Raw genomic sequence first — 25,641 nt, forward strand, 5'->3', positions numbered from 1 at the left:
GACCCGCCGACTGTGTCGCTCCTCGGTATCCTCACCTCGTGAGCATCGCCGTCGTCACCGACTCCACCGCGTCGCTGACCGAGGACCATCGCGACCAGCACGGGATCGTCGTCGTGCCCCTGCACGTGCTCGTCGACGGTGTCGAGCGCTCCGAGGGCGAGGGCGCCGACCCCGAGTGGGTCGAGGACGCGCTGCGCGCCAAGGCGGACATCAGCACCTCCCGGCCGACTCCGGCGGCGTTCCTGCAGGCATACCAGGAGGCGGCGAAGGGGGGTGCTGACGCGATCATCTCGGTGCACCTGAGCGGGCACCTGTCGGGCACGGCCGATTCGGCCCGCTCGGCGGCGCCCGAGTCCCCGGTGCCGGTGCACGTCGTCGACTCCCAGTTGATCGGGATGGGCCTGGGCTTCGCCGCGATCGGTGCCGCACGGGATGCGCGCGCCGGCCGTGACGTCGCGGACGTCGTCGAGCGACTCGAGCGCCGCTGCGCGGCATCGTCCGTGCGGCTGGTCGTGCACAGCCTCGACCGGCTGCGTCGCGGGGGCCGCATCGGTGGCGCGCGGGCGCTGCTCGGGTCGGCCCTGGCGATGAAACCCGTCCTGCACGTGGTCGACGGGGAGGTCCAGCCGTTGGAGCGGGTGCGTACCGCGAGCAGGGCGATCGCCCGACTGCAGGCCCTGACCGAGGCCGACTGCGGCGAGCTGCCCGAGTGGGCCGACGGCGCCGACGTCGCCATCCACCACATCGACGCGGCCGAGCGGGCCGAGCTGCTGGCCGCGAATCTCGCGGAGCACATCGACGGCGACGTCGACCTGACGACCCTCAGCGCCGTCGTCGCCGCGCACGTCGGTCTGGGAACCGTCGGCGTCGCCGTCAGCCCGCGCCCGCGCGACTGACCCCGCCTCCACAACCACGGCCGGCCGACCGACCGGTCCACAGCGAACCAGGACACCGACCGGGCCGGCCCGGATCTGCCTAGCGTCACGGGCATGAGCCCACGTGCCAGCGAACCGTCCGCCAGGGTCGCCGAGATCCTCGACCAGCAGGACCCTGCGGTGCTCGAGTTGCCCTCGAGCGTGGCGACCGGCCGCTACTCGGTCAGTCGCCAGGCGGTCATCGGCGTCGCCCTCGTCGTCGCGCTGGTGGTGGCCGTGCTCGGTGGCCGCTACCTCCTGGCCCGTGGGGATGCTGCGCCCGAGCCGGTCGCGGCGGTGGCGACCGAGGGGGACGACGGCGCCTTCGACGGCGCGGACGGTCAGGACCAGGGCCCCGCCCCGGCGCCATCCGACGGCGCGATCGCGGGCGCGTCCGACCGGGGCGGCGCAGCCGCCGAGTCGTCCGCCGAGCCCGACGTCACCGTCCACGTCGTCGGCGAGGTCGAGAGCCCGGGGATCGTCTCGCTGCCCGGGGGCTCACGCGTGGTCGATGCGCTTGAGGACGCGGGCGGCGAGACCGGTCAGGCCGACCTGACCGGCGTCAACCTCGCCCGCGAGCTCGTCGACGGCGAGCAGGTCGTCGTGCCCAAGCCGGGGGAGACCCCGGTCGCGGCGGCTCCTGCGGCCGGCGCGGGCGGCCCCGGGGGTCCGGCGTCGCCTGATGCGCCGGTCGACCTCAACACCGCCGACCTGGCCACGCTGGAGACGCTGCCGGGTGTCGGTCCGGTCCTGGCGCAGCGGATCATGGACTGGCGCCGCGAGCACGGGCAGTTCGTCGCCGTCGAGGAGCTCGGCGAGGTCAGTGGCATCGGTGACAAGACCTACGCGCAGCTCGCTCCGAAGGTCACCGTGTGACGCCCACGCAGCAGGTGCTCGACCTGCGGCTGCTGCTGCCGTGCCTGACCGCGTGGGCGGTCGGGGCGTGGGCGCTGTCCTGGCCGGGCTCACTGCGGGCGAAGGGGGCTGCCGCCGCCGTCGTGCTCCTGACCGGTCTGCTGGTGGCCGGGGTGCGGTACCGCGGTCGGCACGCTCGGCCGTCCTGGCGACGCGACGGGCCCGGCGTGCTCGCGCTCACCCTCGTCGCGCTGCTGCTCGTCCTCGGGTCATCGGCCGCGCACGAGTGGCGCCGTCAGCTCGGACCCGTCCACGAGCTCGCCGAGCGCGGCGCGATGGTCCGGGCGGAGGGGGTGGTCCTGACCGAGCCGAGGGTCCGGGCCGGCCGGCCCACGGGCGACGACGGCAGCGATGCTCCGCGGCAGGCCTCACTGCGGGTCCGGCTGGAGAGCGTCACCTCGCGCGGGCAGAGGTCGTCGGTGCACGCGCCGGTCTTCGTCCGGGGTGATGCGTCGTGGGCCGAGGTCGGCTGGCACGACCGGATCGAGCTGACCGGCACGCTCGCACCCGCCGGCCGCGCGGACCCGCAGGTCGCGCAGCTCAGCCCTCGTGGCCCGCCCCGGCCGGTGGGGAAGCGCTCGGCCGTGCGGGCGGCCGCCGAGCACCTGCGCAGCGGGATGCGCGAGGCGGTCGACCCCCTTCCGGGCGATGCTCGCGCCCTGCTGCCTGCCCTGGTCATCGGGGACACGTCGATGACGCCGCAGCAGCTGACCGACGACATGCTCGTCACCGGGATGAGCCACCTGTCGGCGGTGAGCGGGTCCAACGTCGCCGTCGTGCTCGCGGCGCTCGTCGGAGCCTGCCGGGTGGGTGGACTGCCGCGACGGTGGCGACCGTGGGTGGCCGGTGCAGGGCTGGCCTTCTTCGTCATCCTGGCCCGACCGGAACCCAGTGTCATCCGGGCCGCGATGATGGGGGCCATCGGGCTGCTGGGGATGAGCACGTCCCGTCGTGGAGCCGGCACGCCGGTGCTGTGCGCGAGCGTCCTGATCCTGCTGGCCCTCGACCCGTGGCTCGCCCGCTCCTACGGCTTCGTGCTGTCGACGCTCGCCACCCTCGGGCTGCTGCTCTTCGTGCGTCCGTGGTCGGCGGCGATCAACGCCCACCTGCCCCGGCAGCTGCACCTGGTCGGACCGGCGGTCGCGATCCCGCTGGCGGCCCAGCTCGTCTGTGGCCCGGTCATCGTCCTCCTCCAGGGCAATGTCAGTCTCATCGCCGTCGTGGCCAACCTCGTGGCCGCCCCCTTCGTTGCCCCGGCCACCGTGCTGGGCGTGAGCGCGGCACTCGTCGCGGTCGTGAGCACGACGGTGGCGACGCTCGTCGGGTGGGTGGGCACCCCCTTCGCGCTGGTCATCGCGTGGACCGCTCGGGTGTCCGCGGACGTCCCCGGCGGCACTCTGCCGTGGCCGGACGGCGCGCCCGGTGCGCTGCTGCTCGCCGTCCTGACGGCCCTGGGGATCCTCACCGGACCGTGGCTGCTGCACCGGGCCCGGGCGAGCCCCCTCGTGGCCCTGGGGTTGGTCACCGTACTCGCGGCCGGGACGGTCCCGTCCCGCAGCCCCGGCTGGCCACCACCGGGGTGGCGACTCGTCGCGTGCGATGTCGGTCAGGGCGACGGGCTGGTCATCGCCTCGGGCCGGGGGAGGGCGGTCCTCGTGGACGCCGGACCGGAGGACGGGGACATCGACGCGTGCCTCGACCGGCTCGGGGTGCGTGCCCTCGATGCCGTGGTCCTCACGCACTTCCACGAGGACCACGTCGCGGGCCTCGAGGAAGCGATCGACGGTCGCGAGGTCGGCACCCTCCTGGTCACTCCCGTGGCCGAGCCGGCATGGGCCGCCCGGCAGGTCCGGGAGATCGCTGCAGAGCACCGGATCCCGGTGCGCACCGTGGTGGCGGGCGACCGCTTCGAGCTCGGTGGGGTGAGCGCGACGGCTTGGTGGCCGGCGCGGCCGGTCGCCGGTGGGTCGGAGGCGAACAACGCCAGCATCGTGCTGCACGTGCGCTCCGGACAGATCGACGCGTTGCTCCTGGGGGATGTCGAGCGCGAGGCCGGCCACGCACTGCTGCTCGCCCTGCGTCGTGACCCGGCGATGGCGGCGGCTGCCGCCGGACTCGAGGTGCTGAAGATGCCCCACCACGGGTCGAGCAACTTCGAGGAGGCCTTCCTGGACGAGGTCGACGCGCCCGTGGCCCTGATCAGCGTCGGTGCCGACAACGACTACGGACATCCCACGCCCTCAGCGCTGACCTGGGCTACCCGACACGCCTCCCGGGTCCTGCGCACCGACACCGATGGCGACATCGCCGTCCTCGACGGGCCCGCCGTGGTCACCGAGGACGGCGGGTGATGTCGTGCAGCACCGAGCGGGACGACTCAGACGGACGCGGGGCTGGCCGACGCGGCGGAGGCGACGAGTGCCTCGAGGGTGGCGGCGACGGCCGGCACCTTGAGCAGGTCCTCGGTCGTGACCGCGTGGATCCGGCGGTGGCTCGTCGGGTCGAGCGGACGGATGACGACGTCGGGGTTGGACGTCGCCGCGCGGATGAGGTCGGGGATCAGGGCGACCCCGAGCCCGGCGGCGACGAAGCCCTGGACCGCGACGTAGTCCTCGGTCTCGAAGGCGACCTTGGGCGCGAACCCCGCGTTGTTGGCGATCTGCAGCAGGTGGCCGCGGCAGCGTGGGCAGCCGGCAATCCAGTCCTCGTCGGTCAGGTCGGTCATCGAGACGACCTCGTGGCCCGAGAGTGCGTGGTCGCGGGGGAGGGCGACGCGCACCTCCTCCTCGAGCAGGGGGTTCACGGCGAAGCCATCGAGGTCCTCACCGCGGGCGATGTCGCTGCCGTCGTAGGAGAAGGCAACCGCGAGGTCGACCTCACCGGAGCGCAGCGCGGCGATCGACTCGGGCGGCTCGGCCTCGGCGAACTGCACCGACAGGTCCGGGTACTGCCCGCGCACCGCGGCCAGCGCGCGGGGCACGAGCGTGACCGAGGAGGACGGGAAGGCCATCAGGCGCACCCGACCGGAGCGCAGCCCGGCGATCGCGGCGACCTCCTCCTCGGCGGCCTCGAGCGCGGCGAGCACCGGGGCGGCGTGGCGGGCCAGGACGGTGCCGGCCTCGGTCAGACGCACGGAGCGACCGACCTTCTCGACGAGCACGGTGCCGGTGCGCTGCTCCAGGCGCTTGACCATCTGGGACACGGCCGGTTGCGAGTAGCCGAGGGCGAGAGCGGCAGCCGTGAAACTGCCCTCCTCGGCGATGGCGCGCATCACGCGCAGCCCTGCGGCGTCGATCATGCCGCCATGCTAAGCCGTGGGTGGTGGATGAACCGTCCGGCCTCGTCGCATACTGGACGAGTGATCGAGGACATCGCCCGCGTGCTGTCGGCGGGACCCGCGCTGGTGCTCACGGGCGCCGGCATGTCCACGGACTCCGGCATCCCCGACTATCGCGGCCCCGACGGGCAGCGGAAGGTCACCCCGATGCACCTCTCGGAGTTCGTCGGCAGCAGCGAGGCACGACGACGCTACTGGGCGCGCAGTTTCGTCGGCTGGCGCCGCTTCCACGCCGCACGGCCCAACGCGTCGCACCACGCCGTCACACGGTTGCAGGAGCTGGGTGCCGTGGGGCCGCTGATCACGCAGAACGTCGATGGTCTGCACCAGGCCGCCGGCACCCGCGACGTCGTCGAGCTGCACGGCAACCTCGTCCAGGTCCTCTGCCTGACCTGCGACGCCCGGGTGGACCGCCGCGTCCTGGACGAGCGGATGGCCGCGGAGAACCCCGGCTTCGACGTGGACAGTGACGAGATCCGCCCCGACGGTGACGTGCGGCTCGACGCGGTCGACGTCGAGCGGTTCAGGACCCCGATCTGCACCTCGTGCGGGCAGGACACACTCAAGCCGGACGTCGTCTTCTTCGGGGGAGCGGTGGACAAGCCGAGGGTCCAGCACTGCTTCGACCTGACCGACCGGGCCCCGAGCCTGCTCGTGCTCGGTAGCTCGCTGCAGGTGATGTCCGGGCTGCGCTTCGTGCGCCGGGCCGCCAAGCAGGGCATCCCGGTCGCGCTGATCACGCGGGGGCCCAGTCGTGGTGACGACCTCGTCGACCACCGCGTCGACGGAGAGCTGGCCGACTCCCTTCGCGTCCTGACGCAGTCCGTGGACCGGCTGGCCGCGAGCGCCTGAGGAGGGTCTCAGCGGAGCGCGACCTTGACGATCTCCGGGTCGGGGTTGGTGTGCACCTCGTCGCCGATCCGCACCGTCGGCACGGTCTCGTTTCCTCCGTTGACCGAGCGGACGAAGGCGGCCGCGTCGTCGTCCGCCCAGATGCTGACCCAGGTGGCCCGGTCCTTGTCCTTGCCCAGGGCGCCGCGCAGGCGCAGGCAGAACATGCAGCCCGGACGCCAATAGATGACGACCGGGTAGTCGCTGCGCCGGGAGTCGACCTCGGCGTGACCGGGACCGCCCCTGCCGTTGAGCGGTGAGAGCCACCAGGCGACGACGAGGGCACCGACGCACAGCACGAAGTTCGATGAGTCGTCGCTGCGTACCCCCTGGACGGCGAGGGCAACGCCCGCGAGCAGCAGAACCAGTGCGGACGTCCATCTACCCATGCCGTCCATTGTCCCTCAGAGACTGCGCAGGACCGCCGTCACCTTGCCGAGGATGGTCGCGGCGTCGCCGTCGATCGGGTCGAAGGCCGAGTTGTGGGGGAGCAGCCAGACGTGGCCGTCCGTGCGCTTGAAGGTCTTGACCGTCGCCTCGTTGTCGAGCATGGCTGCGACGATGTCGCCGTTGTCGGCCTGCGGCTGCTGGCGCACCACGACCCAGTCGCCGTCGCAGATGGCCGCGTCCACCATCGAGTCGCCGACGACCTTCAGCAGGAAGAGAGAGCCCTCGCCGACGATCTGCTTCGGCAGCGGGAAGACGTCGTCGACGAGCTCCTCGGCGGTGATCGGCACGCCGGCGGCGATCTCACCCAGCACCGGCACATAGCTGGCCTCGGGACGCTCGTCGCCGGAACCGGTGATGTCGACGACCTCGTCGTCGGCGGTGGCGCCACCCCGCATCCCGGCGAAGTCGGCGGTGTCGGCGATGACGGCATCGGCGTCCGCGTCGGGGGAGATCACCTCGATCGCCCGGGGGCGGTTGGGGTCGCGGCGCAGGTAGCCCTTGCGTTCCAGGGAGGAGAGCTGGTGGGCGACCGAGCTGGGGCTGGTCAGGCCGACGAGCTGCCCGATCTCACGCAGGCTCGGCGGGTAGCCGCGGGTCGCGACGGCGGTGCGGATGACCTCGAGCACCTTGCGCTGACGGGCGGTCAGGCTCTCGCCGTTGTCCCGGTCGGGCAGGTGGTGAACAGTGCTGCCGACGCTGCCGGTGGTGTCCGCACTCTCTCCTGCGCCCCTGCTGGTGCCGTTGCTGCTGCCCTTGCTCATCTCGACCCTTCCGTCCGTGTCACCAGCGTTGTCGGTGGTCGCTGGTCAACTTCTCGGTAGTGGAGACAGTAGGACGATCGAACAGGTATTTCAAACATGTGTTCGAGCGTGTTGTTGATCTTCTTCGAACATCCGTGCTAGACATCGTACAGACGTTCTATCGAACACCGGTTCGACAGGACACGCCACGAGGAGGACCAGATGACCGCACTCACCGTCACCCACGGCGCGCCGACTGGTGTGCCCGCATCCCGACCGGCCCGCACCCGCCACCTCGTCTCCGTCCCCACGGGCGAGGCGGTCACCGCCCCGACGAAGGGGGCGGTCCGCCTGACCCGTCGCGGTCGCCTAACGATGACGCTGTCGACCCTGGCGCTCGCCTCGGTCACCGGTGCGGGCGTGGCCTTCGGTGGTGGCGCGGCGGCCCCGGAGCAGGTCACCGTCGAGGCGGGCCAGACGCTGACCGCGATCGCCGCGGCCGAGATGACGGGCGTGCCGACCGATGACGCGATCAGCGCGATCCGGCAGGCCAATGACCTGGCCACGAGCCACGTCCACGCGGGGCAGACCCTGGTCATCCCCGCCTCCTGAGGAGCTTCCCGGGCCCATCGACCCAGCCCGGGCCGGCCGTCGGCCACCTCCGTCTCCCGGAGGTGGCCGACGTGCGTGTGAGGGGGTCGAGCGGGTGGGGCAGCAGGCGTGTCGGCGAGTCGATCCCCGGTATTCCGGCCGTGTGCGCGGGGGCGTGACCGCTCACCGACGGCGGCATGTCGGGGACTTGCATCCATTGGGTCACAGGGGTCTAATAGTCACTACATCTAGTGGTTACACAGATGTCATTCGTCCACATCTAGTACACAGGATGAGGCGAGTTCTCCACAGGAATCGGGGAATCGTCCCCATCCCGTCCACCGTTTCATCCACAGGCACACCTGACGCACAGAGGGGGTCGAGACAATGCACTGCCCGTTCTGCCGGCACACCGACTCCCGGGTCATCGACAGCCGGACCACCGACGACGGGAGCGCCATCCGACGCCGTCGTCAGTGCCCGGAGTGCTCGCGGCGCTTCACCACGCTGGAGAGCGCGAGCCTGTCGGTGACCAAGCGGTCGGGGGCCGCCGAGCCGTTCAGCCGGGCCAAGGTGCTCGCCGGTGTCCGCAAGGCCTGCCAGGGCCGACCGGTCACCGAGGACCAGCTCGCCCTCCTCGCCCAGCGCGTGGAGGAGAGCATCCGCTCGCAGGGCAGCGCCGAGATCGATGCCCACGAGGTGGGCACGGCGATCCTGCCGCCCCTGCGAGAGCTCGACGAGGTCGCGTACCTGCGCTTCGCGTCCGTCTACCAGGCCTTCGACTCGCTCGAGGACTTCGAGACGGCCATCGGCGCACTGCGCCGGGAGCACGCGCCCTCGACCGCGAGCAGTACCCCCTAGTTCCCGGGTACCGGTAGCGAGTGGGCTGTCGGTACCCGGTGACACCGTGATGAGCAGCCGACCACCTGCACAGACCAACCCCACGCAGTAGAAGAACCGTCCAGACACGGATCGAGGAGAGAAGAGCATGACCGAGACCGCCGGAAAGTCCAGCGCACGTCGCGGCTCCCGCACCAAGGGGCTGACGATCGAGCGCATCCACACCACTGAGGGCGTGCACCCGTACGACGAGGTGACGTGGGAGACGCGCGACGTCGTCCAGCAGAACTGGAAGACCGGCGCGACGATCTTCGAGCAGCGCGGCGTCGAGTTCCCCGAGTTCTGGTCGCTGAACGCCTCGACGATCGTGACGACGAAGTACTTCCGTGGCGCACTGGGGACCCCGCAGCGCGAGACCGGGCTGAAGCAGCTGATCGACCGCGTCGTGCTCACCTACGTCAAGGCGGGCAAGGACAACGGGTACTTCGCCACGGACGCCGACGCCGAGATCTTCGAGCACGAGCTGACCTACGCCCTGCTCCACCAGATCTTCAGCTTCAACTCCCCGGTGTGGTTCAACGTCGGCACCCAGAGCCCGCAGCAGGTCAGCGCGTGCTTCATCCTCTCCGTCGACGACTCCATGGACTCGATCCTGGGGTGGTACAAGGAGGAGGGCTTCATCTTCAAGGGCGGCTCCGGCGCCGGCCTGAACCTCTCCCGCATCCGCTCCTCCAAGGAGCTGCTCTCCTCCGGTGGCACCGCCTCCGGCCCGGTCTCCTTCATGCGTGGTGCCGATGCCTCCGCCGGCACGATCAAGTCCGGTGGCGCGACTCGTCGTGCGGCGAAGATGGTCGTCCTGGACGTCGACCACCCGGACATCGAGGAGTTCGTCGAGACCAAGGCCAAGGAGGAGCACAAGATCCGTGCCCTGCGGGACGCCGGCTTCGACATGGACCTCGGCGGCGCGGACATCACCTCCGTGCAGTACCAGAACGCGAACAACTCGGTGCGCGTCAACGACGAGTTCATGCGCGCGGTCGAGGACGGGACCGAGTTCGGGCTGAAGTCGCGCACCGACGGCTCGGTCATCGAGAGCGTCGACGCCCGCGAGCTGATGGGCAAGATCGCCCAGGCGGCGTGGGAGTGCGCCGACCCGGGCATCCAGTACGACGACACGATCAACGACTGGCACACCAACCCCGAGTCGGGTCGGATCACCGCGTCGAACCCGTGCAGCGAGTACATGTCCCTGGACAACTCCTCCTGCAACCTCGCGTCGCTGAACCTGCTGAAGTTCCTGGGCGACGACGACACCTTCGACGCCGAGCGCTTCCAGAAGGTCGCCGAGCTGGTCATCACCGCGATGGACATCTCGATCTGCTTCGCGGACTTCCCGACCGAGGCCATCGGTGACACCACGCGTGACTTCCGCCAGCTGGGCATCGGCTACGCCAACCTCGGCGCGCTGCTCATGGCGACCGGTCACGGCTACGACTCCGACGGTGGTCGTTCCCTCGCGGCGTCGATCACCTCGCTGCTCACCGGTGCCTCCTACAAGCGCTCCGCCGAGCTCGCCGGCATCGTCGGTCCGTACAACGGTTACGCCCGCAACGCCGACGCGCACAAGCGCGTCATGCGCAAGCACCAGGCGGCCAACGACGAGATCCGCCCGCTGCACACGATGGACCGCTCGATCCAGAAGGTGGCCACCAAGGCCTGGGACGCGGTCGTGAAGGTCGGCGAGAAGAACGGTTACCGCAACGCCCAGGCCTCGGTGCTCGCCCCGACCGGGACCATCGGCTTCATGATGGACTGCGACACCACCGGCATCGAGCCGGACTTCTCGCTGGTGAAGTTCAAGAAGCTCGTCGGTGGCGGCTCCATGCAGATCGTCAACCTGACCATCCCGCGTGCGCTGAAACTGCTCGGCTACACCGAGGAGACCTCCGAGGCGATCGTCGAGTACATCGCCGACAAGGGTCACGTCATCGACGCCCCGGGGCTGAAGCCGGAGCACTACGAGGTCTTCGACACCGCGATGGGGCAGCGCGCCATCGCCCCGATGGGTCACGTGCGGATGATGGCTGCGGTGCAGCCCTTCCTCTCCGGTGCGATCTCCAAGACGGTCAACCTGCCGGAGAGCGCCACGGTCGAGGAGATCGCGGACGTCTACTCGCAGGGGTGGAAGCTCGGCCTGAAGGCCCTGGCGGTCTACCGCGACAACTGCAAGGTCGGTCAGCCGCTGTCCGATGGTGGGTCGACGGCGAAGGGGGTCAAGGCCGACGCCGAGGCCGCTGCCGCCGGGGCCGAGAAGGTCATCGAGTACCGCCCGCTGCGTCGTCGCCTCCCGAAGCGTCGCGCCTCGCAGACCACGAGCTTCGCCGTCGGTGGGGCCGAGGGGTACCTGACCTCGGGCACCTACGAGGACGGTGAGCTGGGCGAGATCTTCCTGAAGTTCGGCAAGCAGGGCTCGACCCTGGCCGGCCTGATGGATGCCTTCTCGATCGCGATCTCGATCGCCCTGCAGCACGGTGTGCCGCTGGAGACCTACGTCGAGAAGTTCACCAACCTGCGCTTCGAGCCGGCCGGTATGACCGACGACCCGGACGTGCGGATGGCGCAGTCGATCATGGACTACGTCTTCCGTCGCCTGGCGCTGGACTACCTGGACTTCGACACCCGGTCCTTCATGGGCATCCACACCGCGGACGAGCGCTCACGCCAGCTGGAGACCGGCTCGTACGCACCGTCGTCCTCCGACGACGACGAGGACTACGACGACGAGTCCTACAGCCAGACCGTGGCCACCAAGGAGACCCGACCGGTAGCCAAGGAGGAGTCGAGCGACACCTCCGGTGCCAGCAGCGCCTCCGCCCGTGAGGCCGACGCGACGGTCCACTCCTCGGCCGAGCTGATGGAGAAGTTCCAGGGCAAGGCCTCGGACGCCCCGATGTGCATGACCTGCGGGACCAAGATGCGCCCCGCCGGCTCCTGCTACGTCTGCGAGGGTTGCGGCTCGACCAGTGGGTGCAGCTGATCTGCTGACTGAATGAGCAGGAGGGCGGCACCTATGGTGCCGCCCTCCCTGCTTTTCTGTCTTCTCGTGCCAGTAAGTCGCCCGGTTGTCGCACTAACCATCTAGTGTCCCTCTTACGAGCGATTGTCGGGGAGGGCATCATGAGCGAAGAGACTTGGCACCAGGCACGACTCATCCCTACGTCAGGGATTAATGGCGCAGAAGAGCAAGAACGGCGGGCGACATCTGCGCTCCTTGCGGTGATGTCGTCTGTCCGTGAGTTCGGTCAGACCGTCACCAAGCCGCTCGGTGCTCCCTCCGGGAAGGTCGAAACGTTCATCGAGGTCCCCTTCGAGCTGGGCGAGCAACGGCTCTTCCCCGATGGACTCATCCGGGTCTCGCGGGGGAAGACGAACTGGACGGCCTTGGTTGAGGTGAAAACGGGAAACAATGACCTAGCCACTGAGCAGTTGGAGAACTATCTCGATATTGCCCGCGAGCAGGGCTACGACGCGGTGGTGACGATCTCGAACCAGATCCCTGCGATCGCCGGGCAGCATCCGACGAAGGTCGATGGCCGCAAGTTGCGGAAGGTCGCGCTCCACCACTTGTCGTGGTCGAGAATCCTCTGCGACGCAGTCATGCAGAAGGAATACCGCGGAGTGGCAGATCCAGACCAGGCATGGATCCTCGGAGAACTAATTAGGTACCTCGAACACCCAAAGTCCGGAGCCCTGGAGTTTAACGATATGGGTGGCAGCTGGGTGGCGGTACGACAGGCGGTATCGGCTGGGACGTTACGAGCCACAGACAAGGGAGTCCCGGATGTAGTTGCGCGATGGGACGCTCTGCTGCGCTTCGTGAGTCTCCAGTTGGGACGGGATCTGGGCGAAGAAGTAACGCCTGTTCTGTCGCGCAAGGAGCAGAGGGACCCGGCGCTTCGCGCTCAGAACGTGTCGAACACACTCGCGAGCGACTCTGTCCTCATGGGCTCCATTCGAATTCCTAACGCCGCGGGCCCCATCGTTGTGACTGCAGATTTGCGAGCGGGACAGATTACGTGCCATGTGGATATTTCGGCGCCTGGTGCAGGTCGCCCTGCGACGCGTGTGAAGTGGCTGACTCGGCAGATCCCAGACGCCCGCGAATCTCTCCGTCTCGAAGCGTTCGTCGCCCGGTCCAGAGGGGCAAGTGCCGCAGAACTGCTGGGCGCGGTCCGTCAGAAGCCTGACGCTCTGATTCAGGATCCAGCAAAGGAACTCAAGACTTTTAGAGTTGCCATGACCGTAGTGATGGGATCGAAGCGAGGTCGGGGCCGGGGCGCCTTCATCGACACAGTGCTGGACGCAGTCAACGAGTTCTATCGGGAAGTCTTGCAGTTCCTGAAAGTGTGGCGGGCATCGCCCCCCAAGATGCGCGAACTTCCAGACGCTAGTTTTGAGCCTGATCGACTTTCGTCAACAGCGTTGTCTTCACAGGACGGCACAGACGATGTGCGTTCTCCTGTCTCCGGCCGACCAGCGCCTGAGGCGCCAGCCGACGCCAACAACTACGAAGCAGCCGCCGCGGAGATGTAGATGCTCTGGGGGAGGGGGTGGTGCAGACGCCAGGTGAAGGCGATCGGACGCTCTCCCTTGTGGCTGACGTACGACGCCGGCCCGAGGAAGACGTACGGTGCACCGCCACCGAAGTCGTTGACCTTGCTGTCACGCGCGAACAGCAAGATGTGGGACCCCTGAACTTCGTGATTGATGTACCGCTGCCCGGTGGCAGATCGGACTGATGTGCTGGATTGCGACTCCCAGTGGAACAGCTCGGGGCTGATCGCGTAGTCCCGGTACATCGTCGTCGGCGAGTAGTCAGCCTCGGACTTCTTGAAGGTGACGAAGAAGGCGTCAGAGTCGATCTCCTGCGAGTGCAGGACACCTTCTCGGAAGCTGTTGGGCGCACGGCCACCGAGTGAGGCGTAGCGGAGCGCCGCGACGGCCTCCTCCCGCGTGTAGCGAGCGTGCACCTGCAGTGGCAGGGTGCCGAGGCCGCCGGTGAGAGGCCGCGTGACGTGAGTGGCGTGGTCCAGGCCGAGCTGAATGACCTGGCGAAGGTCCTCGCGAACGTTGGGCTCATCCCGTAGAGCACGAAGTCCGGCGTCATAAGTCGTGAAGCCTCCGCCGCCTGTCCACAGCGAGAAGAAGAGCATCCGGCCGAACTCCTGCATACGTGGGCTGGCTGCACCGTAGGTAGGCGCCTCCTCGCTGAGCCACGTGAGGTACGCCTGCGCTCGCTCGGGATCGTCCACGTGGGAGAAGGCTCGAGCACGCTTTAAGAGCAACGGTTCCTGCGGACCTTCTGGCGCCGTTGGCAGGTGCGCATCGCGTCGTAGGCGTGTCCAGGAGCGGTCGGCTCGGATGATGTCCGCAAGGTCCACTCCGGTCTCGTGGAGGTAGGTCGCGAGACTGTCCGTGGGGTGGTTGCGCAACTCGGTTGCCAGGACCTTCCATCGAGTCGCTAGCTGGCCCTTGAGGTTGTCGAGAACGACGTCCTGGGTCTGCTCATCGAGGATGATCTGACAACCGGACGGCAAGAAGGGAAAGCCCTTGTCGACCTGGTCGGCCAGACCCTTCCTGGTGGTGCCGGTCAGGGCCCGGAACCGGTCAGCGAACCGGAATGACTTGTTCTGGTGACCAACGAAGTCCAGGGCCGTAAGCACCGCTTTGTCATCCGCTCTGCGCAGTCCGCGCCCGAGTTGCTGCAAGAAGATCGTCGCTGACTCGGTGGGGCGGAGGAAAAGGACAGTGTCGACGGATGGCACGTCGACCCCTTCGTTGAACATGTCGACGGTGAAGACGACCGCTACCCGTCCTGCGCGCAGGTCCGAAAGTGCCTGCGCGCGATCGGCGCTGCCGGGATGACTCGTCACAGCCACCGCGGCAATGCCCGCGTTGGTGAACACTCTCGACATGTACTCGGCGTGTGCGACCGACACGCAGAACCCGAGCGCCTTCATGCGGCGAGGAGAGGTGATCTTGTCGCGGATTGCGCGCAGAATCAGCGCAGCGCGCGCGTCGTTGCCGGTGTAGACCTTCTCCAGCTCATCCGTGTCGTACGCACCTCGCTTCCAGGTGATGGCGCTGAGGTCGGTACCGTCCGAGATGCCGAAGTAGTGGAAGGGAGACAGCAGCTCCGACGCCAACGCGTCCCACAGGCGAAGTTCAGCAGCGATACGGCCATCGAAGAACGTCTGAGCGACGTCGGTGCCGTCGGCTCGCTCGGGTGTAGCGGTCAACCCCAGCAACTCAGAGGGTTGGAGGTGCTCGAGGATGTTGCGGTAGGTCCGAGCCTGCGCGTGGTGAAACTCATCGATGACCACAACCTCGAAGTGGCCGGCCGGAATGTTGGTCACACCGTAGGAGTTGAGCGACTGCACCGACGCGAAGACATGCTCCCACCGCTCGGGCCGAGTCCCGCCGACATAGAGCTCGCCGAAGTCTTGATTGCGGAGTACTTCGCGGTACGTTCGCAGACTCTGCGTCAGGATCTCCTGACGATGAGCGACGAAGAGAAGTCGCGGCCATCGCCCGTCGCGCTGGTATAGACGTCGATAGTCCAGAGCCGCCAGCACGGTCTTGCCTGTGCCGGTAGCGGCGACGACAAGGTTGCGGTGACGATCATGAACGATACGTTCGACGTCGAGGGACTCGAGCATCTCGGCCTGATAGGGGAAGGGCTGGACGTCGAGCCCGGATATCGAAATCGTGACTTGGTCCGGCTTCGTGCCGCCTCCTGACGCGAGCGCCAGAGCGTCGTCGAGTCGGTCTCGGTCACGCTCCGGGTCGTAGTCTTCGAAGGAGGTGTCGTTCCAGTACGTCTCGAATGTCGCCTCGAACTTGTGCATAAGTGCAGGCGTCGCGACGGCAGAGAGTCGGACGTTCCACTCAACGCCATCGAGCAAAGCTGCGCGCGAGAGATTGGAGGAGCCGACGTACGCAGTGTTGAAGCCCGTTCGTCGATTGAACAACCAGGCCTTGGCATGGAGCCGCGTGCGGAGTGAGTCGTACTGGATCTTCACCTGAGCGCCGAACTCGCTCACCAGACGATCCAACGCCTGGCGTTCAGTTGCTCCCATGTAGGTCGTGGTGATGACTCGCAGGGGGATCCCGCGATCACGCAATCGACGAAGCTGAGGTTCGAGCAGGCGGAGGCCGTACCACTTCACGAAGGCGATGAGCAGATCGACGGAGTCGGCAGTCTCCAGCTCGGCCCGCAGTTCAGAGCCCAGACTTGGTTCACCGATCGAGTTCGTCAGGAGCGCCGCATCGGACAAGGGAGTGGACGGACGGTCTGGCGCGACGTACTCCACTCCGGGTCCAGCCGGTCGGTGAAGGAAATGGAGCTGACGGCTACCGGATCCCAACAGGTCGGTCTCATTCCCTAGTTGAGCCAGGATGCGATTGACGAGGGCACGCCTGTGTACCGGGTCCTTCTCATCTCGCAGCGCGCGCTCGACAGCATGACGCACGTGACGTGCCAAAACGTGTGGTTCGTCGCCACTGTCCACGTCGTAGATCAGGCGAGTGTCGTCGGGTCGTTCAGCGAGCAGCTTCTCGAGTCGAGCAGTCAGCAGGGACTCGTACATGCCCTCAGGGAGCGCGTCATTGAACGTCACGGGTGGAGCTTGCCAGTGACAGGGGACATCCCGCCGATGGTCGCCGTGATTCGATATACGTACGTCGCCTGAATCAGTTGGACCGCCGGGATATCCGCTGGTGCCCAATCGAGTTGCGACAGCGCTGCTGCTGGCAGCCACCGCACCGCTTGGTGCTCAGTGAGCTCAGGCTCGCCATTCAGGAGTTGGCAGTAGAAGGTCGTCAGCGTGATCGTTGCGAAGTCGTACTCATGCTGCGTCGTCGTGATCCGGTCACCGACCGAGATCTGACAACCCAACTCCTCGGTGACCTCACGCTCGAGTGCCTCTGCTGGCGTTTCGTCGGTCTCGACCTTCCCACCAGGAAACTCCCACAATCCAGCGAGGGGACCGGTTGCTCGCTGGGCGCACAGGATCCGGTGATCAGAGACGATGACCGCACCAACCACGTCGATTGACTTCTTCATAGATCCCTTCGCACGCGCGCTGGTAACGAGCCTAGAGCGTTCCCGTCGCCCAGTTGGCCATCAGCTCAGCGGTGGACTGGGGCGGCTCCGCCACGCTATAGACAGACCCGTCGAAGCTGAACTGATCTCCGATTCTCAGGTCGGTCATCAAGACCTCGTCTCCACGAGGCGGACGGCCGTCTCTCACTCCCTCGCCGCAGTTGGCTCCACCCTGGTGCTCTGGACGATCCGACGCCACAGCGCTGTCAGTGGCCACTGCCATACTCGAACACATGTTCGACGAAGAGCTGACCATGGTGGAAGAGTCCTTCCAAGGACTGGGCAACGCCCGCAAGAGGGTGAGCGCGCGAGGCGGGCGAGCCGACGAGCAGACGCTGACGCAGGTCCTCGAGACCACGGAGCGACTCAGACGGGCGGCCGATGCCCTGGAGCTGTCGGTGATTGGGCACGCCGTGCGCTGGGGTGAGGAGCGCGGTCCGGACGGGATCCACCGCGCCGTCCACCTCCGCGAGGGCGAGGTCGCCGAGTTTGCTGTCGAAGCCGTCGGAGTCACCTTGCGAGCCAGCACGTACGAGGCCCGAGATCGGTGCGACCTCGCCGCCCGCGCAGTCACCGACCTGCACGAGCTCGCCGACCTGATCGCCGACGGTCGGCTGCGGGAGCGGGCCATGGGCGTCGTCGCCAAGGAGACCCGCCTGGCCGAGGCACATGCCGTCGCGGCCGTGGTCGAGCACCTCCTCGCCCCGATGCGCGGCCGGCCCGAGTCGATCCGCATCGTCGAGCTGGAGGAGCGCGAGATCCGCAAGGCCTGCCGTCGCATCCTCCAGCGGGCCCAGCCCGACCTGCTGGACGGCGAGAGCAGGCGCAACCGCCGCGAGCAGCTGAATGCCCGCTTCAGCGCCGGGCCAGTCGGCACCACCGACCTCCACGCGACCCTCCCCAGTGAGGTCGGACTGGCGCTCAAGTGCGCCATCGACGAGGCCGCCACGCAGCGCCTCGTGGACGAGCCCGACCTCACCGCCGGAGCGGCCCGCGCGTGGGGCCTGGCCGACCTCGCCCTGCGCGGCGTTGAGCTCAGCACTCAGGTCAGGATCGGCATCCCCGTCATCACCTCAGCGGCCTCCCGTCTCGCGTTCGCCCCCGACGAAGGGGGCGAAACTCCCCACCGGGACCACCCCGGGACGACGATCGGTGAGGATCTCCACGGTCCCACCGCGCGCGAGGGGCGACTCGTCACCGGTGAGGGCGCTGATGCAGTCGATGTCCTCGCCGAGGAGTGGGCGGGAGACGCCGTCACCTCCCAGGTCCCGGCAACGTTCGGCCCGGACGGGGCGCCGACCTGGATCAGTGGGTGCGACATCCCCGGCGTCGGCTACATCCCACCGGACGCCGTGGCGGCCATCGTCAGCAACCTCGAGACGAGAGTCTCCCGGGCCCTCCTCGACGCCCGCACCGGAACCCTCGTCGAGACCTCGAACCCGCGCTACGTCATCACCGACTCGATGCGCGAGTTCGTTGCCGCCCGCGACGAAGTCTGTCGCATGTGGGGCTGCAACCGGCGGGTCCGCGCGAGCGGGCTCGAGCACGGCGCCGACCTCGACCACGCCACCCCCTGGCCCGCTGGCGCCTCCACCCCGGCCAACCTCTCCGGGCTGTGCCGCCACCACCACCGGCTCAAGCACTCCGACCGGTGGACCCACCGCCAGGGTGCGGACGGCACCTCCGAGTGGATCAGTCCGGGCGGTGTTGCGGCGATGACCTTCCCTGCCCAGTGGATCCACACGGAGGAGGATGAGGACTCGCCCCATTCAGAGGGGGCGAAGGAGAGCGGCGTTATCTGCGACCTCGACAAGGAGCACGCGCAGGCCTACGCGGCTCTGCGGTCGGAGAGTCTGGTCAGTATCGGGGGGCCGCAGGAGGCGTCGGCCGAGCCTCCCTTCTAACACTCCCTTCGCCCCCTGTGGAGGGGGCGAAAGGAGCATCAGCCAGCCGCTAGTCCGACTCCATGTTGGTGACAGTCGCGCGGGCGGCCTTCTCCAGGGCGTCCGAGTCAGCCGCTCCTCCAATCGTCGCCTGGGACAAGGTGACAAGGTTGTGGCCAGCGCGAATTATGACCATGTCGAGGCCGACTGTCATTTCGTCGGCTGTTCCAGCCATCCGGATCGCAGCGGACTCTTCACCCAGGTTCGGGAACGACAGGCTGGAGATCTTGAAGGTCGTCGTCGTCCCGTCCTCGGTCGAGGTGATCTCCGAGCAGGTCGAGAGAGCGTCCAAAGCCTTCTCGAAACTGTCCTCGGGAACCTCGTCGGCGAACGAGCTGATCTCCACCCAAGGAAGGGGCCAAGCATTCCCGCGGTGTACGTCTGGGACGCCTCCCCGGTAGGTTCCTGGTCCTGTTCTTCCGAGAGGTCGTCCATGATCGTCTGGCACTCGGCCGGCTCGATCGACTCATCGGATTCGGCGTCGGACTCCGATTCGTCATTGAGAGTGTTCTCGGGATCCACGCTCCACCCGGTGGGGAGCGCAGAGACAGGCGGAAGGGCCGCCTTGGCCTCCTCACTCGATAGTTTCTGGCCGACAGAGTCCAGCTCGACCTCTTCGGTCTCTCCGGTCTGTGAGCTGTCCTCTGTAGCGCTCTCCCCAGCGTCAGCAGAGGACTCGCCGACGGTTCCCGCTCGATCCGGTGGAGAGTCACTGCAGCCAGCGAGCGTGAGTGCACCCACCAGGGCTGCCGCGCTGAAGTGAAGTGGAATGCGTCGGCTGGTTCTGGTCATGTGGCTTGACTCCCGATGGCAGCGGTGGCGTGGATGTTGGGCAGGTGAACGTCTGCGCGATGAACTCAGTCGAGAAGGGTGAGGCCGGACAGTGCGATGTGGACGTCGGTGCTCGCCGGGGTGAGGCCTTCAGTGAACGAGTCGATGGACACTGACGCCTTGCCCCCCGCCGGGACAAAGTTCAGGAACGTGAAGTCCCCACCGATGATCTTGTCGCTCTTGTCCCGATAGATCGCGACGGCTTGGAGGTCCTTGAGATCCTTGGTGAAGGGGGACTCGACGGTTGCTGTCGTCTTGAGTCCGCCGAATTCCTGAGCCCGAGTGTTCACCTTGGATACCTTGAAGTTGGCTGGTTCGCCCTCGAGCGGCTCCGACTGCCCGGGCATGGCCTGGACGGTCATCTTGTTGACGTTGTTTGCGTCGTAGAGGTAGTCACCAAAAGCGACTGAGGTCCCCGGGAGAACTGCGGTCAGGTAGTCCTCGTGGGTGTCGACCACCGTGCCGCTGGAATCCGTGAAACTGATCTGGACCTGAGCGTTCGTGGCGATCGCGCTACCCGAGTTCTTGATGACGACCCCGAATGTCACCCCGGGCTCTCCGTACTCGCCCCCATCGAGCTGGGTGAACCCGTAGTCGACCACCTTCAGTTCAGCTGCGGCCGCGTCAGCCGCGTCTGCCTTTTCGGTTTCCTCGGCTTCCTCAACCTCGGCGGAGCTGCTCTCGGACTCCTGGGCCTCGCCAGAAACCACTTCGGACTGTGGATCCCCGTCGGTGGAGGCCAGCTCGGAGACTGCGCCGCAGGCAGTGCCGAAGGTCAGGGTGGTGAGGGCGAGGACTGCGACTTTGGAGGGGGTCGCTCGTGTCATGGTCATGCGCCAAAGGTGCATTCATTGCATGGCAGATTCCATGAATTCCCAACAACCGTAAGGGATTCGTTGTACTGCACGCCTACGTGAGAAGACCGACTCCGAATATCTTCGGCACATGGCACCGCAGCTGATTCCGCAGGACCCACGCTTCACGACCGAGTCCGAGCAGGTGGTGTGGGAGCGGCTGCGTGACTCCCTTCGCCCCGAGGACACGCTCATCGCGAACCTGCGGCTGACCGACAGCCGCAAGGACCACGAGGCAGACCTCGTCCTCGTCCTGCCCGACGCGGGCGTCGTGGTCGTGGAGGTCAAGGGCGGCAAAGTGCGCATCGAGGACGGAGCGTGGAGCACCGTGCGTCGCGGCAAGCGGGTGCCGATTCACCCGGTCGACCAGGCGCGTGAGTCCCGATACGCCATCCGGCAGTACGTCGAGTCCGACCGGCGGTGGGCCGACTCGTCCCGGACCCGGGTTCGCTTCGCGCACGCGGTCGTCACCCCCTTCGTCGGTCTTGGTCAGGACTTCGACCTCCCCGACTGCCCCCGATGGATGATCCACGACAAGCACGACATGCCGGACCTCGCTCGCCGGCTGGCCGACATCCCCATCGGACTGGAGAACAACCGTCGCATCCCGACCGACGACGACTGCGCGGTCATCGTCGACATCCTCACCGCCCGCGGCACCGACGCCGTCCCGTCCGTCGCCGATGAGGCCGACGAGCGCCAGCACCGCGCCGACCGCCTCACCGAGGAGCAGAGCCAGATCCTGCGCGTCACCCGTCTGCTGCGTCGCGTCGAGATCCGCGGCGGGGCCGGCAGCGGCAAGACCGTCCTCGCCCTCACCCAGGCCCGCCAGCTGGCTGCCGGGCGCGACGGACGTCCCGCCGAGCGCGTCGCGCTGCTGTGCTACTCGATCGGCCTGGCCACCCACTTCACGCGCGAGGTCGCGACCTGGCCACACCGCCAGCGCCCCTCGTTCGTCGGGACCTTCGAGGACCTCGCCAACCTCTGGGGGGTGCCCTCCGGTTCCCGCGACGACCCGGACTACTGGGAGGAGACCCTGCCGGCCCTGATGGCCGAGCGCGCGGCCGAGCTGGCGCCGGGGGAGCGCTACGACTCCTTCGTCGTCGACGAGGCGCAGGACTTCGCCGAGTCGTGGTGGCGCCCGCTCATCGCTGCGCTCACCGACGAGAGCGACGGGGGCCTGTTCATCTACTCCGACGAGAACCAGCGCCTGTTCAACCGATTCGGCCGGCCCCCGGTCCCGCTCGTGCCCCTCGTCCTGGACCACAACCTGCGCAACACCAAGCAGATCGCGGAGGTCTTCAAACCGCTGGCGCCACTACGGATGCGGCTCGAGGGCGGCGACGGCCCGGACGTCACCTTCGTCCCCACCAGCGCCGATGACGCGGTCGGCACAGCCGACGACCAGGTCGACCTGCTCATCGACGAGGGGTGGGAGCCCGGGCACATCGCGCTGCTGACCACCGGCCACCGCCACCCCGTGCAGGTCGAGCGCCAGGAGGAGCTCGGGCAGGACGGGTACTGGCGCACCTTCTGGGAGGACGAGGACGTCTTCTTCGGCCACGTGCTGGGGGCGAAGGGGATGGAGCGTCGCGTCGTCGTGCTGTCCGTCAACGAGGACGGCACCCGGGAGCGCTTCCGTGAGCGACTCTACGTCGGCCTCTCCCGGGCCACCGACCGGCTCGTCGTCGTAGGTGACCCGGACACCATCACGCACGCCGGCGACGAGGTCTCGCGCATCCTCGTCGACGCCGCGAGTACAGTCGGCGCCACATCAGGGGACGAGGAGAGCAGGGGATCATGAACGAGCACCCGCCGGGTTGGTACGACCACGAGGGCGAACGTCGCTACTGGGACGGGCAGCAGTGGACGCACTCCACGTCCGTGCCACCGGGCCCCGCCCCGGGCGCCCCGCCGCAGGGCCAGGTGATGCCCTACGGGCAGCAGAGTGGCTCCGGGGGCCAGCCGCCCCCCTTCGCTCCCGGTGTGATGCCCGCCGCGCGCAAGGAGCCGGCGTTGTCGTTGTTGGCATCCTTCTTCATCCCCGGGCTCGGGGAGATGATCAACGGCGACGTCGGGATCGGGGTGGCCTTCCTCAGCGCCTACGTCGGCGGCTGGGTCCTGGTCGTCTGCCTGGGCTGGATCCTCATCGGCTTCATCGGTCTCCCGATCGCCCTCGGCGCCTGGATCTGGTCGATGATCGACTCCTACCAGGGCGCGGTGAGGGTCAACCAGAGGAACGGCTACCCCGGCTGACTCGGGGAGCGGCCCTCAGCACTCGATGACGTTGACGGCCAGACCGCCGCGCGCGGTCTCCTTGTACTTCACCTTCATGTCCCGGCCGGTCTCCCGCATCGTCTTGACGACCTTGTCGAGGGAGACCACGTGCGAGCCGTCCCCGCGAAGGGCGGTGCGCGCCGCCGTGATCGCCTTCACCGCGGCGACGGCGTTGCGCTCGATGCAGGGGATCTGCACGAGCCCACCGACGGGGTCGCAGGTCAGGCCGAGGTTGTGCTCCATGCCGATCTCGGCGGCGTTCTCCACCTGGGCGGCCGAGCCACCGAGGACCGCAGCCATCGCGCCGGCCGCCATCGAGCAGGCCGAGCCGACTTCGCCCTGGCAGCCGACCTCGGCGCCGGAGATCGACGCGTTCTCCTTGTAGACCACGCCGATCGCAGCAGCGGTGAGCAGGAAGCGGCAGACGCCGTCGTCGTCGGCGCCCGGCACGAAGTCGACGTAGTAGCGCAGCACCGCGGGGATGATGCCCGCCGCGCCGTTCGTCGGTGCCGTGACCACGCGGCCACCCGCGGCGTTCTCCTCGTTGACCGCCAGCGCGTACAGGGTCAGCCAGTCCATCCCGCGCAGTGGGTCGTCGTTGGTGCCCTCGGCGCGCAGCCGGCGGGAGAGTTCCGGCGCGCGACGGCGGACCTTCAGGCCACCGGGCAGCACACCCTCGCTGCGCACGCCGTTGTCGATGCACTCCTGCATGACCGACCAGATGTGCAGCAGCTCGGCGCGCACCTGCTCCTCGGTGCGCCAGGACTTCTCGTTCTCCAGCATCACCTGGGCGATCGACAGGCCGGTCTCCTCGCAGATCGCGAGCAGCTGGTCGCCGGTGGTGAAGGGATGCGCGACCGGGGTCGTGTCGGCGACGACCTTCGTCGATCCGGACGCGTCCTCGCCGATGACGAAGCCGCCGCCGACGGAGTAGTACGTGTGGCTGCTGATCGGCTCCTCGCCCTCGCCCCACGCGGTGAAGGTCATCCCGTTGGGGTGCAGCGGCAGCGTCTTGCGGCGGTGCAGGACGATGTCCTCGTCCGCGTCGAAGGCGATCTCGTGCTCGCCGAGCAGGGAGAGACGACCGGACTCGCGGATCCCGGCCAGCCTCCCGGCGACGGATCGCGGGTCGCACTCCTCGGGGCGCTCGCCGGACAGGCCCAGCAGGACGGCGGTGTTGGAGCCGTGCCCGTGGCCGGTCGCGCCGAGCGAACCGAAGAGCTCGCCCTTGACCCGGTGGACCCGGTCGAGGACGCCCTCCTCGCGGAGGGTCTCACCGAAGGTCACCGCCGCCCGCATCGGACCGACGGTGTGCGAGCTCGACGGGCCGATGCCGATCGAGAAGAGGTCGAAGACACTGAGTGCCACGGAACTTGACTCCTGGGTGCTCGGGGTGGGGCACGGACGGCAGCCGTCAAGGGTGGACGACGTGCCGCACATCACACTACCTGCGCTGTCTGGGCGAGGAGGTGGTCCCCGAGGTGCTGGGTCCCACGCACCGCGTGGGCGGAAGTGCTTCCCTCAGGTCGATTTCCCCAAGGCATCGAGCAGGGTGGGGATCCGACGCTCCAAGGCGGCGAACACCAAGCGATCATCCACCTTGTCGTAGTGATGGGTGATGAGGTTGCGCATGCGGGCGAGAGCGATCCAGTCGACGGAGTCGTGAGCCTGCTTGAAGTCTGCCGGCAACTTCTCGGCCACCGTCGCCACCTGGATGAGGATGTGCCGACCGCTGTTACGCAGCACCCGACCTTGTGAGCTGTCGGCGAGATAGGCGTCGATACCGAGGCTCACCGTGTAGGCAGCGTCACCGCCGAACATGGACAAGTCATCGAGTCGACGCTGAACGCGTGCACCGTCGTCCGGGTTGGCGGTCACAGTGCAACAGCCTCGATGGCTCCGCTGCCCGTGACCACCCCGCGCATCCGGGCGTCGACCAAGTCCACCGGAAAGGTGAGCAGGGCCGAGAGCTCGGCCTCCAGCGTCAGCAGGTCGACGATGTCGTGTCGATCAGTGAAGTCCACCATCAAGTCGATGTCGGAGTCGGTACGATCGCAGCCACGCGCCACGGACCCGAACACCGTGGGCTCCGGAAGACCCGCACGGGCGAAGATGTCGCGAACCTGCTGGCGTCGTGCGGCCAGCGCCACCGAGGGGCGCATCGCCACAGCGTCATCGATCGCTGCCCGCGACGGTTGCGACGGGTGCCGCCGCCCCGACTCGATTGCGGCGATCAACGGTTGCTTGACCCCGGACGCCTGGGCGAGGTCCCGTTGCGACATGCCGAGAATCGCGCGTCGCCCGCGCAGGAAGCGTGTGTAGTCGTTGGCCATGCCCCCATGATAACGCGCCGCGTTATCGAAGGTCGTTCCAACAGTGGCCACTGTGGAAAACCTGGCGGTGGCAACGGCCGATGTGGCCATGATGAAGGGCATGACATTCCAAGATCTGCCCAGCGACTGGCCCACCCGCTCCCTGACCGACACCGACATCGCCCCCGACATCGTCGACCTCGTCGTGCGCGAGAGCGACCGCGAGGGAGGGTGCCTGAGCATCCTGCTGTGCGGTGACGGTGACCGACTGCTGCAACCCGTCGCGATCACCGACCTCGACGACGAGCCGCACCTGCGGCGGCGGGAGGTCTTCGACACCTTCCTCGGGAGCTTCGGCGAGATGCTCAGCGGGATCGTCGTCGCCGTCGGCCGCCCCCGCGGCCACGAGCCCGACGACGAGGCCCGCGCGTGGCACGAGGCGGCGATCGCCTCCTGTCGCGAGCACGGCGTCCCGCTGCTGGGCACCTACCTGGCCACCGTCCACGGCGTTGTTGAGATGCCGCAGTGGGAGGAGCTGCGCGCGGCGGGATGACCTCGAGGCTCCTCGCTGGCGCTCGTCGC

At 68.1% G+C, this 25,641-nt stretch carries 22 protein-coding genes; 12 read left to right on the forward strand and 10 right to left on the reverse strand.

Annotated elements, in window-relative coordinates; all coding sequences use genetic code 11:
• The first annotated feature begins 38 nt into the window (after positions 1–38).
• The 3 genes from V1351_RS05565 (at position 39) to V1351_RS05575 (ending at position 4,180) form a co-directional block, all read left to right on the forward strand.
• The gene (locus V1351_RS05565) at positions 39–896 is read left to right on the forward strand and encodes a DegV family protein (protein ID WP_338751525.1); all 858 of its coding nucleotides are present in this window, start codon (positions 39–41) and stop codon (positions 894–896) included.
• Positions 897–989: 93 nt separating this feature from the next.
• Complete coding sequence (locus V1351_RS05570; protein ID WP_338751527.1) at positions 990–1,790, forward strand: helix-hairpin-helix domain-containing protein; 801 nt, start codon at positions 990–992, stop codon at positions 1,788–1,790.
• Entirely contained in the window at positions 1,787–4,180 is a 2,394-nt protein-coding gene (locus V1351_RS05575; protein ID WP_338751529.1) for a ComEC/Rec2 family competence protein, read from the forward strand. The genes V1351_RS05570 and V1351_RS05575 overlap by 4 nt, the downstream gene beginning before the upstream one ends.
• A 26-nt stretch (positions 4,181–4,206) precedes the next feature.
• On the opposite strand, the gene V1351_RS05580 is transcribed toward V1351_RS05575, so the two are convergent.
• Positions 4,207–5,127, reverse strand: a complete 921-nt coding sequence (locus V1351_RS05580) for a LysR family transcriptional regulator (RefSeq protein ID WP_338751531.1) — start codon at positions 5,125–5,127, stop codon at positions 4,207–4,209.
• Between the two features lie 60 nt (positions 5,128–5,187).
• Between V1351_RS05580 and V1351_RS05585 the strand changes: the two genes are divergently transcribed.
• Entirely contained in the window at positions 5,188–6,018 is an 831-nt protein-coding gene (locus tag V1351_RS05585; RefSeq protein ID WP_338751533.1) for an NAD-dependent protein deacetylase, read from the forward strand.
• Positions 6,019–6,026: 8 nt separating this feature from the next.
• Here V1351_RS05585 and V1351_RS05590 read toward each other — a convergent pair whose 3' ends face one another.
• Entirely contained in the window at positions 6,027–6,446 is a 420-nt protein-coding gene (locus V1351_RS05590; RefSeq protein WP_338751535.1) for a glutaredoxin domain-containing protein, read from the reverse strand.
• A 15-nt stretch (positions 6,447–6,461) separates the two neighbouring features.
• Complete coding sequence (gene lexA, locus V1351_RS05595) at positions 6,462–7,268, reverse strand: transcriptional repressor LexA (protein WP_338751537.1); 807 nt, start codon at positions 7,266–7,268, stop codon at positions 6,462–6,464.
• A gap of 201 nt (positions 7,269–7,469) precedes the next feature.
• Here lexA and V1351_RS05600 point away from each other — a divergent pair, with 201 nt between their 5' ends.
• From V1351_RS05600 to V1351_RS05615, 4 genes are all read left to right on the forward strand, one after another.
• The gene (locus V1351_RS05600) at positions 7,470–7,859 is read left to right on the forward strand and encodes a LysM peptidoglycan-binding domain-containing protein (protein ID WP_338751539.1); all 390 of its coding nucleotides are present in this window, start codon (positions 7,470–7,472) and stop codon (positions 7,857–7,859) included.
• A 366-nt stretch (positions 7,860–8,225) separates the two neighbouring features.
• Positions 8,226–8,699, forward strand: a complete 474-nt coding sequence (nrdR, locus tag V1351_RS05605) for a transcriptional regulator NrdR (protein ID WP_338751541.1) — start codon at positions 8,226–8,228, stop codon at positions 8,697–8,699.
• 127 nt (positions 8,700–8,826) lie between these two features.
• Positions 8,827–11,715, forward strand: coding sequence for a vitamin B12-dependent ribonucleotide reductase (locus tag V1351_RS05610; protein WP_338751543.1), 2,889 nt, complete (start codon positions 8,827–8,829; stop codon positions 11,713–11,715).
• Between the two features lie 140 nt (positions 11,716–11,855).
• Entirely contained in the window at positions 11,856–13,271 is a 1,416-nt protein-coding gene (locus tag V1351_RS05615) for a hypothetical protein (RefSeq protein ID WP_338751545.1), read from the forward strand.
• On the opposite strand, the gene V1351_RS05620 is transcribed toward V1351_RS05615, so the two are convergent.
• Together V1351_RS05620 and V1351_RS05625 are read right to left on the reverse strand one after the other, a co-directional pair.
• A complete protein-coding gene (locus tag V1351_RS05620) occupies positions 13,244–16,327 on the reverse strand; it encodes a DUF3427 domain-containing protein (protein WP_338752469.1) in 3,084 nt (1,027 codons plus the stop codon). The genes V1351_RS05615 and V1351_RS05620 overlap by 28 nt on opposite strands.
• Before the next feature lie 26 nt (positions 16,328–16,353).
• Positions 16,354–16,803 (reverse strand): (deoxy)nucleoside triphosphate pyrophosphohydrolase, encoded by a 450-nt coding sequence (locus V1351_RS05625; RefSeq protein WP_338751547.1) that lies wholly within the window; start codon positions 16,801–16,803, stop codon positions 16,354–16,356.
• Between the two features lie 272 nt (positions 16,804–17,075).
• On the opposite strand from V1351_RS05625, the gene V1351_RS05630 reads away from it, so the two are divergent.
• Positions 17,076–18,746, forward strand: coding sequence for an HNH endonuclease signature motif containing protein (locus tag V1351_RS05630; RefSeq protein WP_338751549.1), 1,671 nt, complete (start codon positions 17,076–17,078; stop codon positions 18,744–18,746).
• 49 nt (positions 18,747–18,795) lie between these two features.
• On the opposite strand, the gene V1351_RS05635 is transcribed toward V1351_RS05630, so the two are convergent.
• Positions 18,796–19,131, reverse strand: a complete 336-nt coding sequence (locus V1351_RS05635; RefSeq protein ID WP_338751551.1) for a hypothetical protein — start codon at positions 19,129–19,131, stop codon at positions 18,796–18,798.
• A gap of 511 nt (positions 19,132–19,642) precedes the next feature.
• Entirely contained in the window at positions 19,643–20,449 is an 807-nt protein-coding gene (locus tag V1351_RS05640; protein WP_338751553.1) for a hypothetical protein, read from the reverse strand.
• Between the two features lie 112 nt (positions 20,450–20,561).
• Here V1351_RS05640 and V1351_RS05645 point away from each other — a divergent pair, with 112 nt between their 5' ends.
• Both V1351_RS05645 and V1351_RS05650 read left to right on the forward strand, forming a co-directional pair.
• Positions 20,562–22,274, forward strand: coding sequence for an NERD domain-containing protein (locus tag V1351_RS05645; RefSeq protein WP_338751555.1), 1,713 nt, complete (start codon positions 20,562–20,564; stop codon positions 22,272–22,274).
• Positions 22,271–22,726: a hypothetical protein gene (locus V1351_RS05650; RefSeq protein ID WP_338751557.1), complete on the forward strand. Its 456-nt coding sequence runs from the start codon at positions 22,271–22,273 to the stop codon at positions 22,724–22,726. Before V1351_RS05645 ends, V1351_RS05650 begins: the two co-directional genes overlap by 4 nt.
• Positions 22,727–22,741: 15 nt before the next feature.
• Here V1351_RS05650 and V1351_RS05655 read toward each other — a convergent pair whose 3' ends face one another.
• The 3 genes from V1351_RS05655 to V1351_RS05665 all read right to left on the reverse strand — a co-directional run bounded on the left by V1351_RS05655 (position 22,742) and on the right by V1351_RS05665 (position 25,080).
• A complete protein-coding gene (locus tag V1351_RS05655) occupies positions 22,742–24,115 on the reverse strand; it encodes an L-serine ammonia-lyase (RefSeq protein ID WP_338751559.1) in 1,374 nt (457 codons plus the stop codon).
• A 153-nt stretch (positions 24,116–24,268) separates the two neighbouring features.
• Positions 24,269–24,625 (reverse strand): DUF86 domain-containing protein, encoded by a 357-nt coding sequence (locus V1351_RS05660; protein ID WP_338751561.1) that lies wholly within the window; start codon positions 24,623–24,625, stop codon positions 24,269–24,271.
• Positions 24,622–25,080 (reverse strand): helix-turn-helix domain-containing protein, encoded by a 459-nt coding sequence (locus V1351_RS05665; protein ID WP_338751563.1) that lies wholly within the window; start codon positions 25,078–25,080, stop codon positions 24,622–24,624. The genes V1351_RS05660 and V1351_RS05665 overlap by 4 nt, the downstream gene beginning before the upstream one ends.
• 100 nt (positions 25,081–25,180) lie before the next feature.
• Between V1351_RS05665 and V1351_RS05670 the strand changes: the two genes are divergently transcribed.
• The gene (locus tag V1351_RS05670) at positions 25,181–25,612 is read left to right on the forward strand and encodes a hypothetical protein (RefSeq protein ID WP_338751565.1); all 432 of its coding nucleotides are present in this window, start codon (positions 25,181–25,183) and stop codon (positions 25,610–25,612) included.
• The last annotated feature ends 29 nt before the right edge of the window (positions 25,613–25,641 follow it).

The organism is Janibacter sp. A1S7 (assembly GCF_037198315.1).
In the GTDB taxonomy this organism is placed as follows: domain Bacteria; phylum Actinomycetota; class Actinomycetes; order Actinomycetales; family Dermatophilaceae; genus Janibacter; species Janibacter alittae.

What these genes read in the sequence shown, in the direction of transcription:
- V1351_RS05570 (WP_338751527.1), top strand. Translation starts at nt 990, where the DNA reads ATGAGCCCACGTGCCAGCGAACCGTCCGCCAGGGTCGCCGAGATCCTC.
- V1351_RS05580 (WP_338751531.1), bottom strand. Translation starts at nt 5,127, where the DNA reads ATGATCGACGCCGCAGGGCTGCGCGTGATGCGCGCCATCGCCGAGGAG.
- V1351_RS05590 (WP_338751535.1), bottom strand. Translation starts at nt 6,446, where the DNA reads ATGGGTAGATGGACGTCCGCACTGGTTCTGCTGCTCGCGGGCGTTGCC.
- lexA (WP_338751537.1), bottom strand. Translation starts at nt 7,268, where the DNA reads ATGAGCAAGGGCAGCAGCAACGGCACCAGCAGGGGCGCAGGAGAGAGT.
- V1351_RS05600 (WP_338751539.1), top strand. Translation starts at nt 7,470, where the DNA reads ATGACCGCACTCACCGTCACCCACGGCGCGCCGACTGGTGTGCCCGCA.
- nrdR (WP_338751541.1), top strand. Translation starts at nt 8,226, where the DNA reads ATGCACTGCCCGTTCTGCCGGCACACCGACTCCCGGGTCATCGACAGC.
- V1351_RS05610 (WP_338751543.1), top strand. Translation starts at nt 8,827, where the DNA reads ATGACCGAGACCGCCGGAAAGTCCAGCGCACGTCGCGGCTCCCGCACC.
- V1351_RS05615 (WP_338751545.1), top strand. Translation starts at nt 11,856, where the DNA reads ATGAGCGAAGAGACTTGGCACCAGGCACGACTCATCCCTACGTCAGGG.
- V1351_RS05620 (WP_338752469.1), bottom strand. Translation starts at nt 16,327, where the DNA reads ATGTACGAGTCCCTGCTGACTGCTCGACTCGAGAAGCTGCTCGCTGAA.
- V1351_RS05625 (WP_338751547.1), bottom strand. Translation starts at nt 16,803, where the DNA reads ATGAAGAAGTCAATCGACGTGGTTGGTGCGGTCATCGTCTCTGATCAC.
- V1351_RS05630 (WP_338751549.1), top strand. Translation starts at nt 17,076, where the DNA reads ATGTTCGACGAAGAGCTGACCATGGTGGAAGAGTCCTTCCAAGGACTG.
- V1351_RS05640 (WP_338751553.1), bottom strand. Translation starts at nt 20,449, where the DNA reads ATGACCATGACACGAGCGACCCCCTCCAAAGTCGCAGTCCTCGCCCTC.
- V1351_RS05645 (WP_338751555.1), top strand. Translation starts at nt 20,562, where the DNA reads ATGGCACCGCAGCTGATTCCGCAGGACCCACGCTTCACGACCGAGTCC.
- V1351_RS05650 (WP_338751557.1), top strand. Translation starts at nt 22,271, where the DNA reads ATGAACGAGCACCCGCCGGGTTGGTACGACCACGAGGGCGAACGTCGC.
- V1351_RS05665 (WP_338751563.1), bottom strand. Translation starts at nt 25,080, where the DNA reads ATGGCCAACGACTACACACGCTTCCTGCGCGGGCGACGCGCGATTCTC.
- V1351_RS05670 (WP_338751565.1), top strand. Translation starts at nt 25,181, where the DNA reads ATGACATTCCAAGATCTGCCCAGCGACTGGCCCACCCGCTCCCTGACC.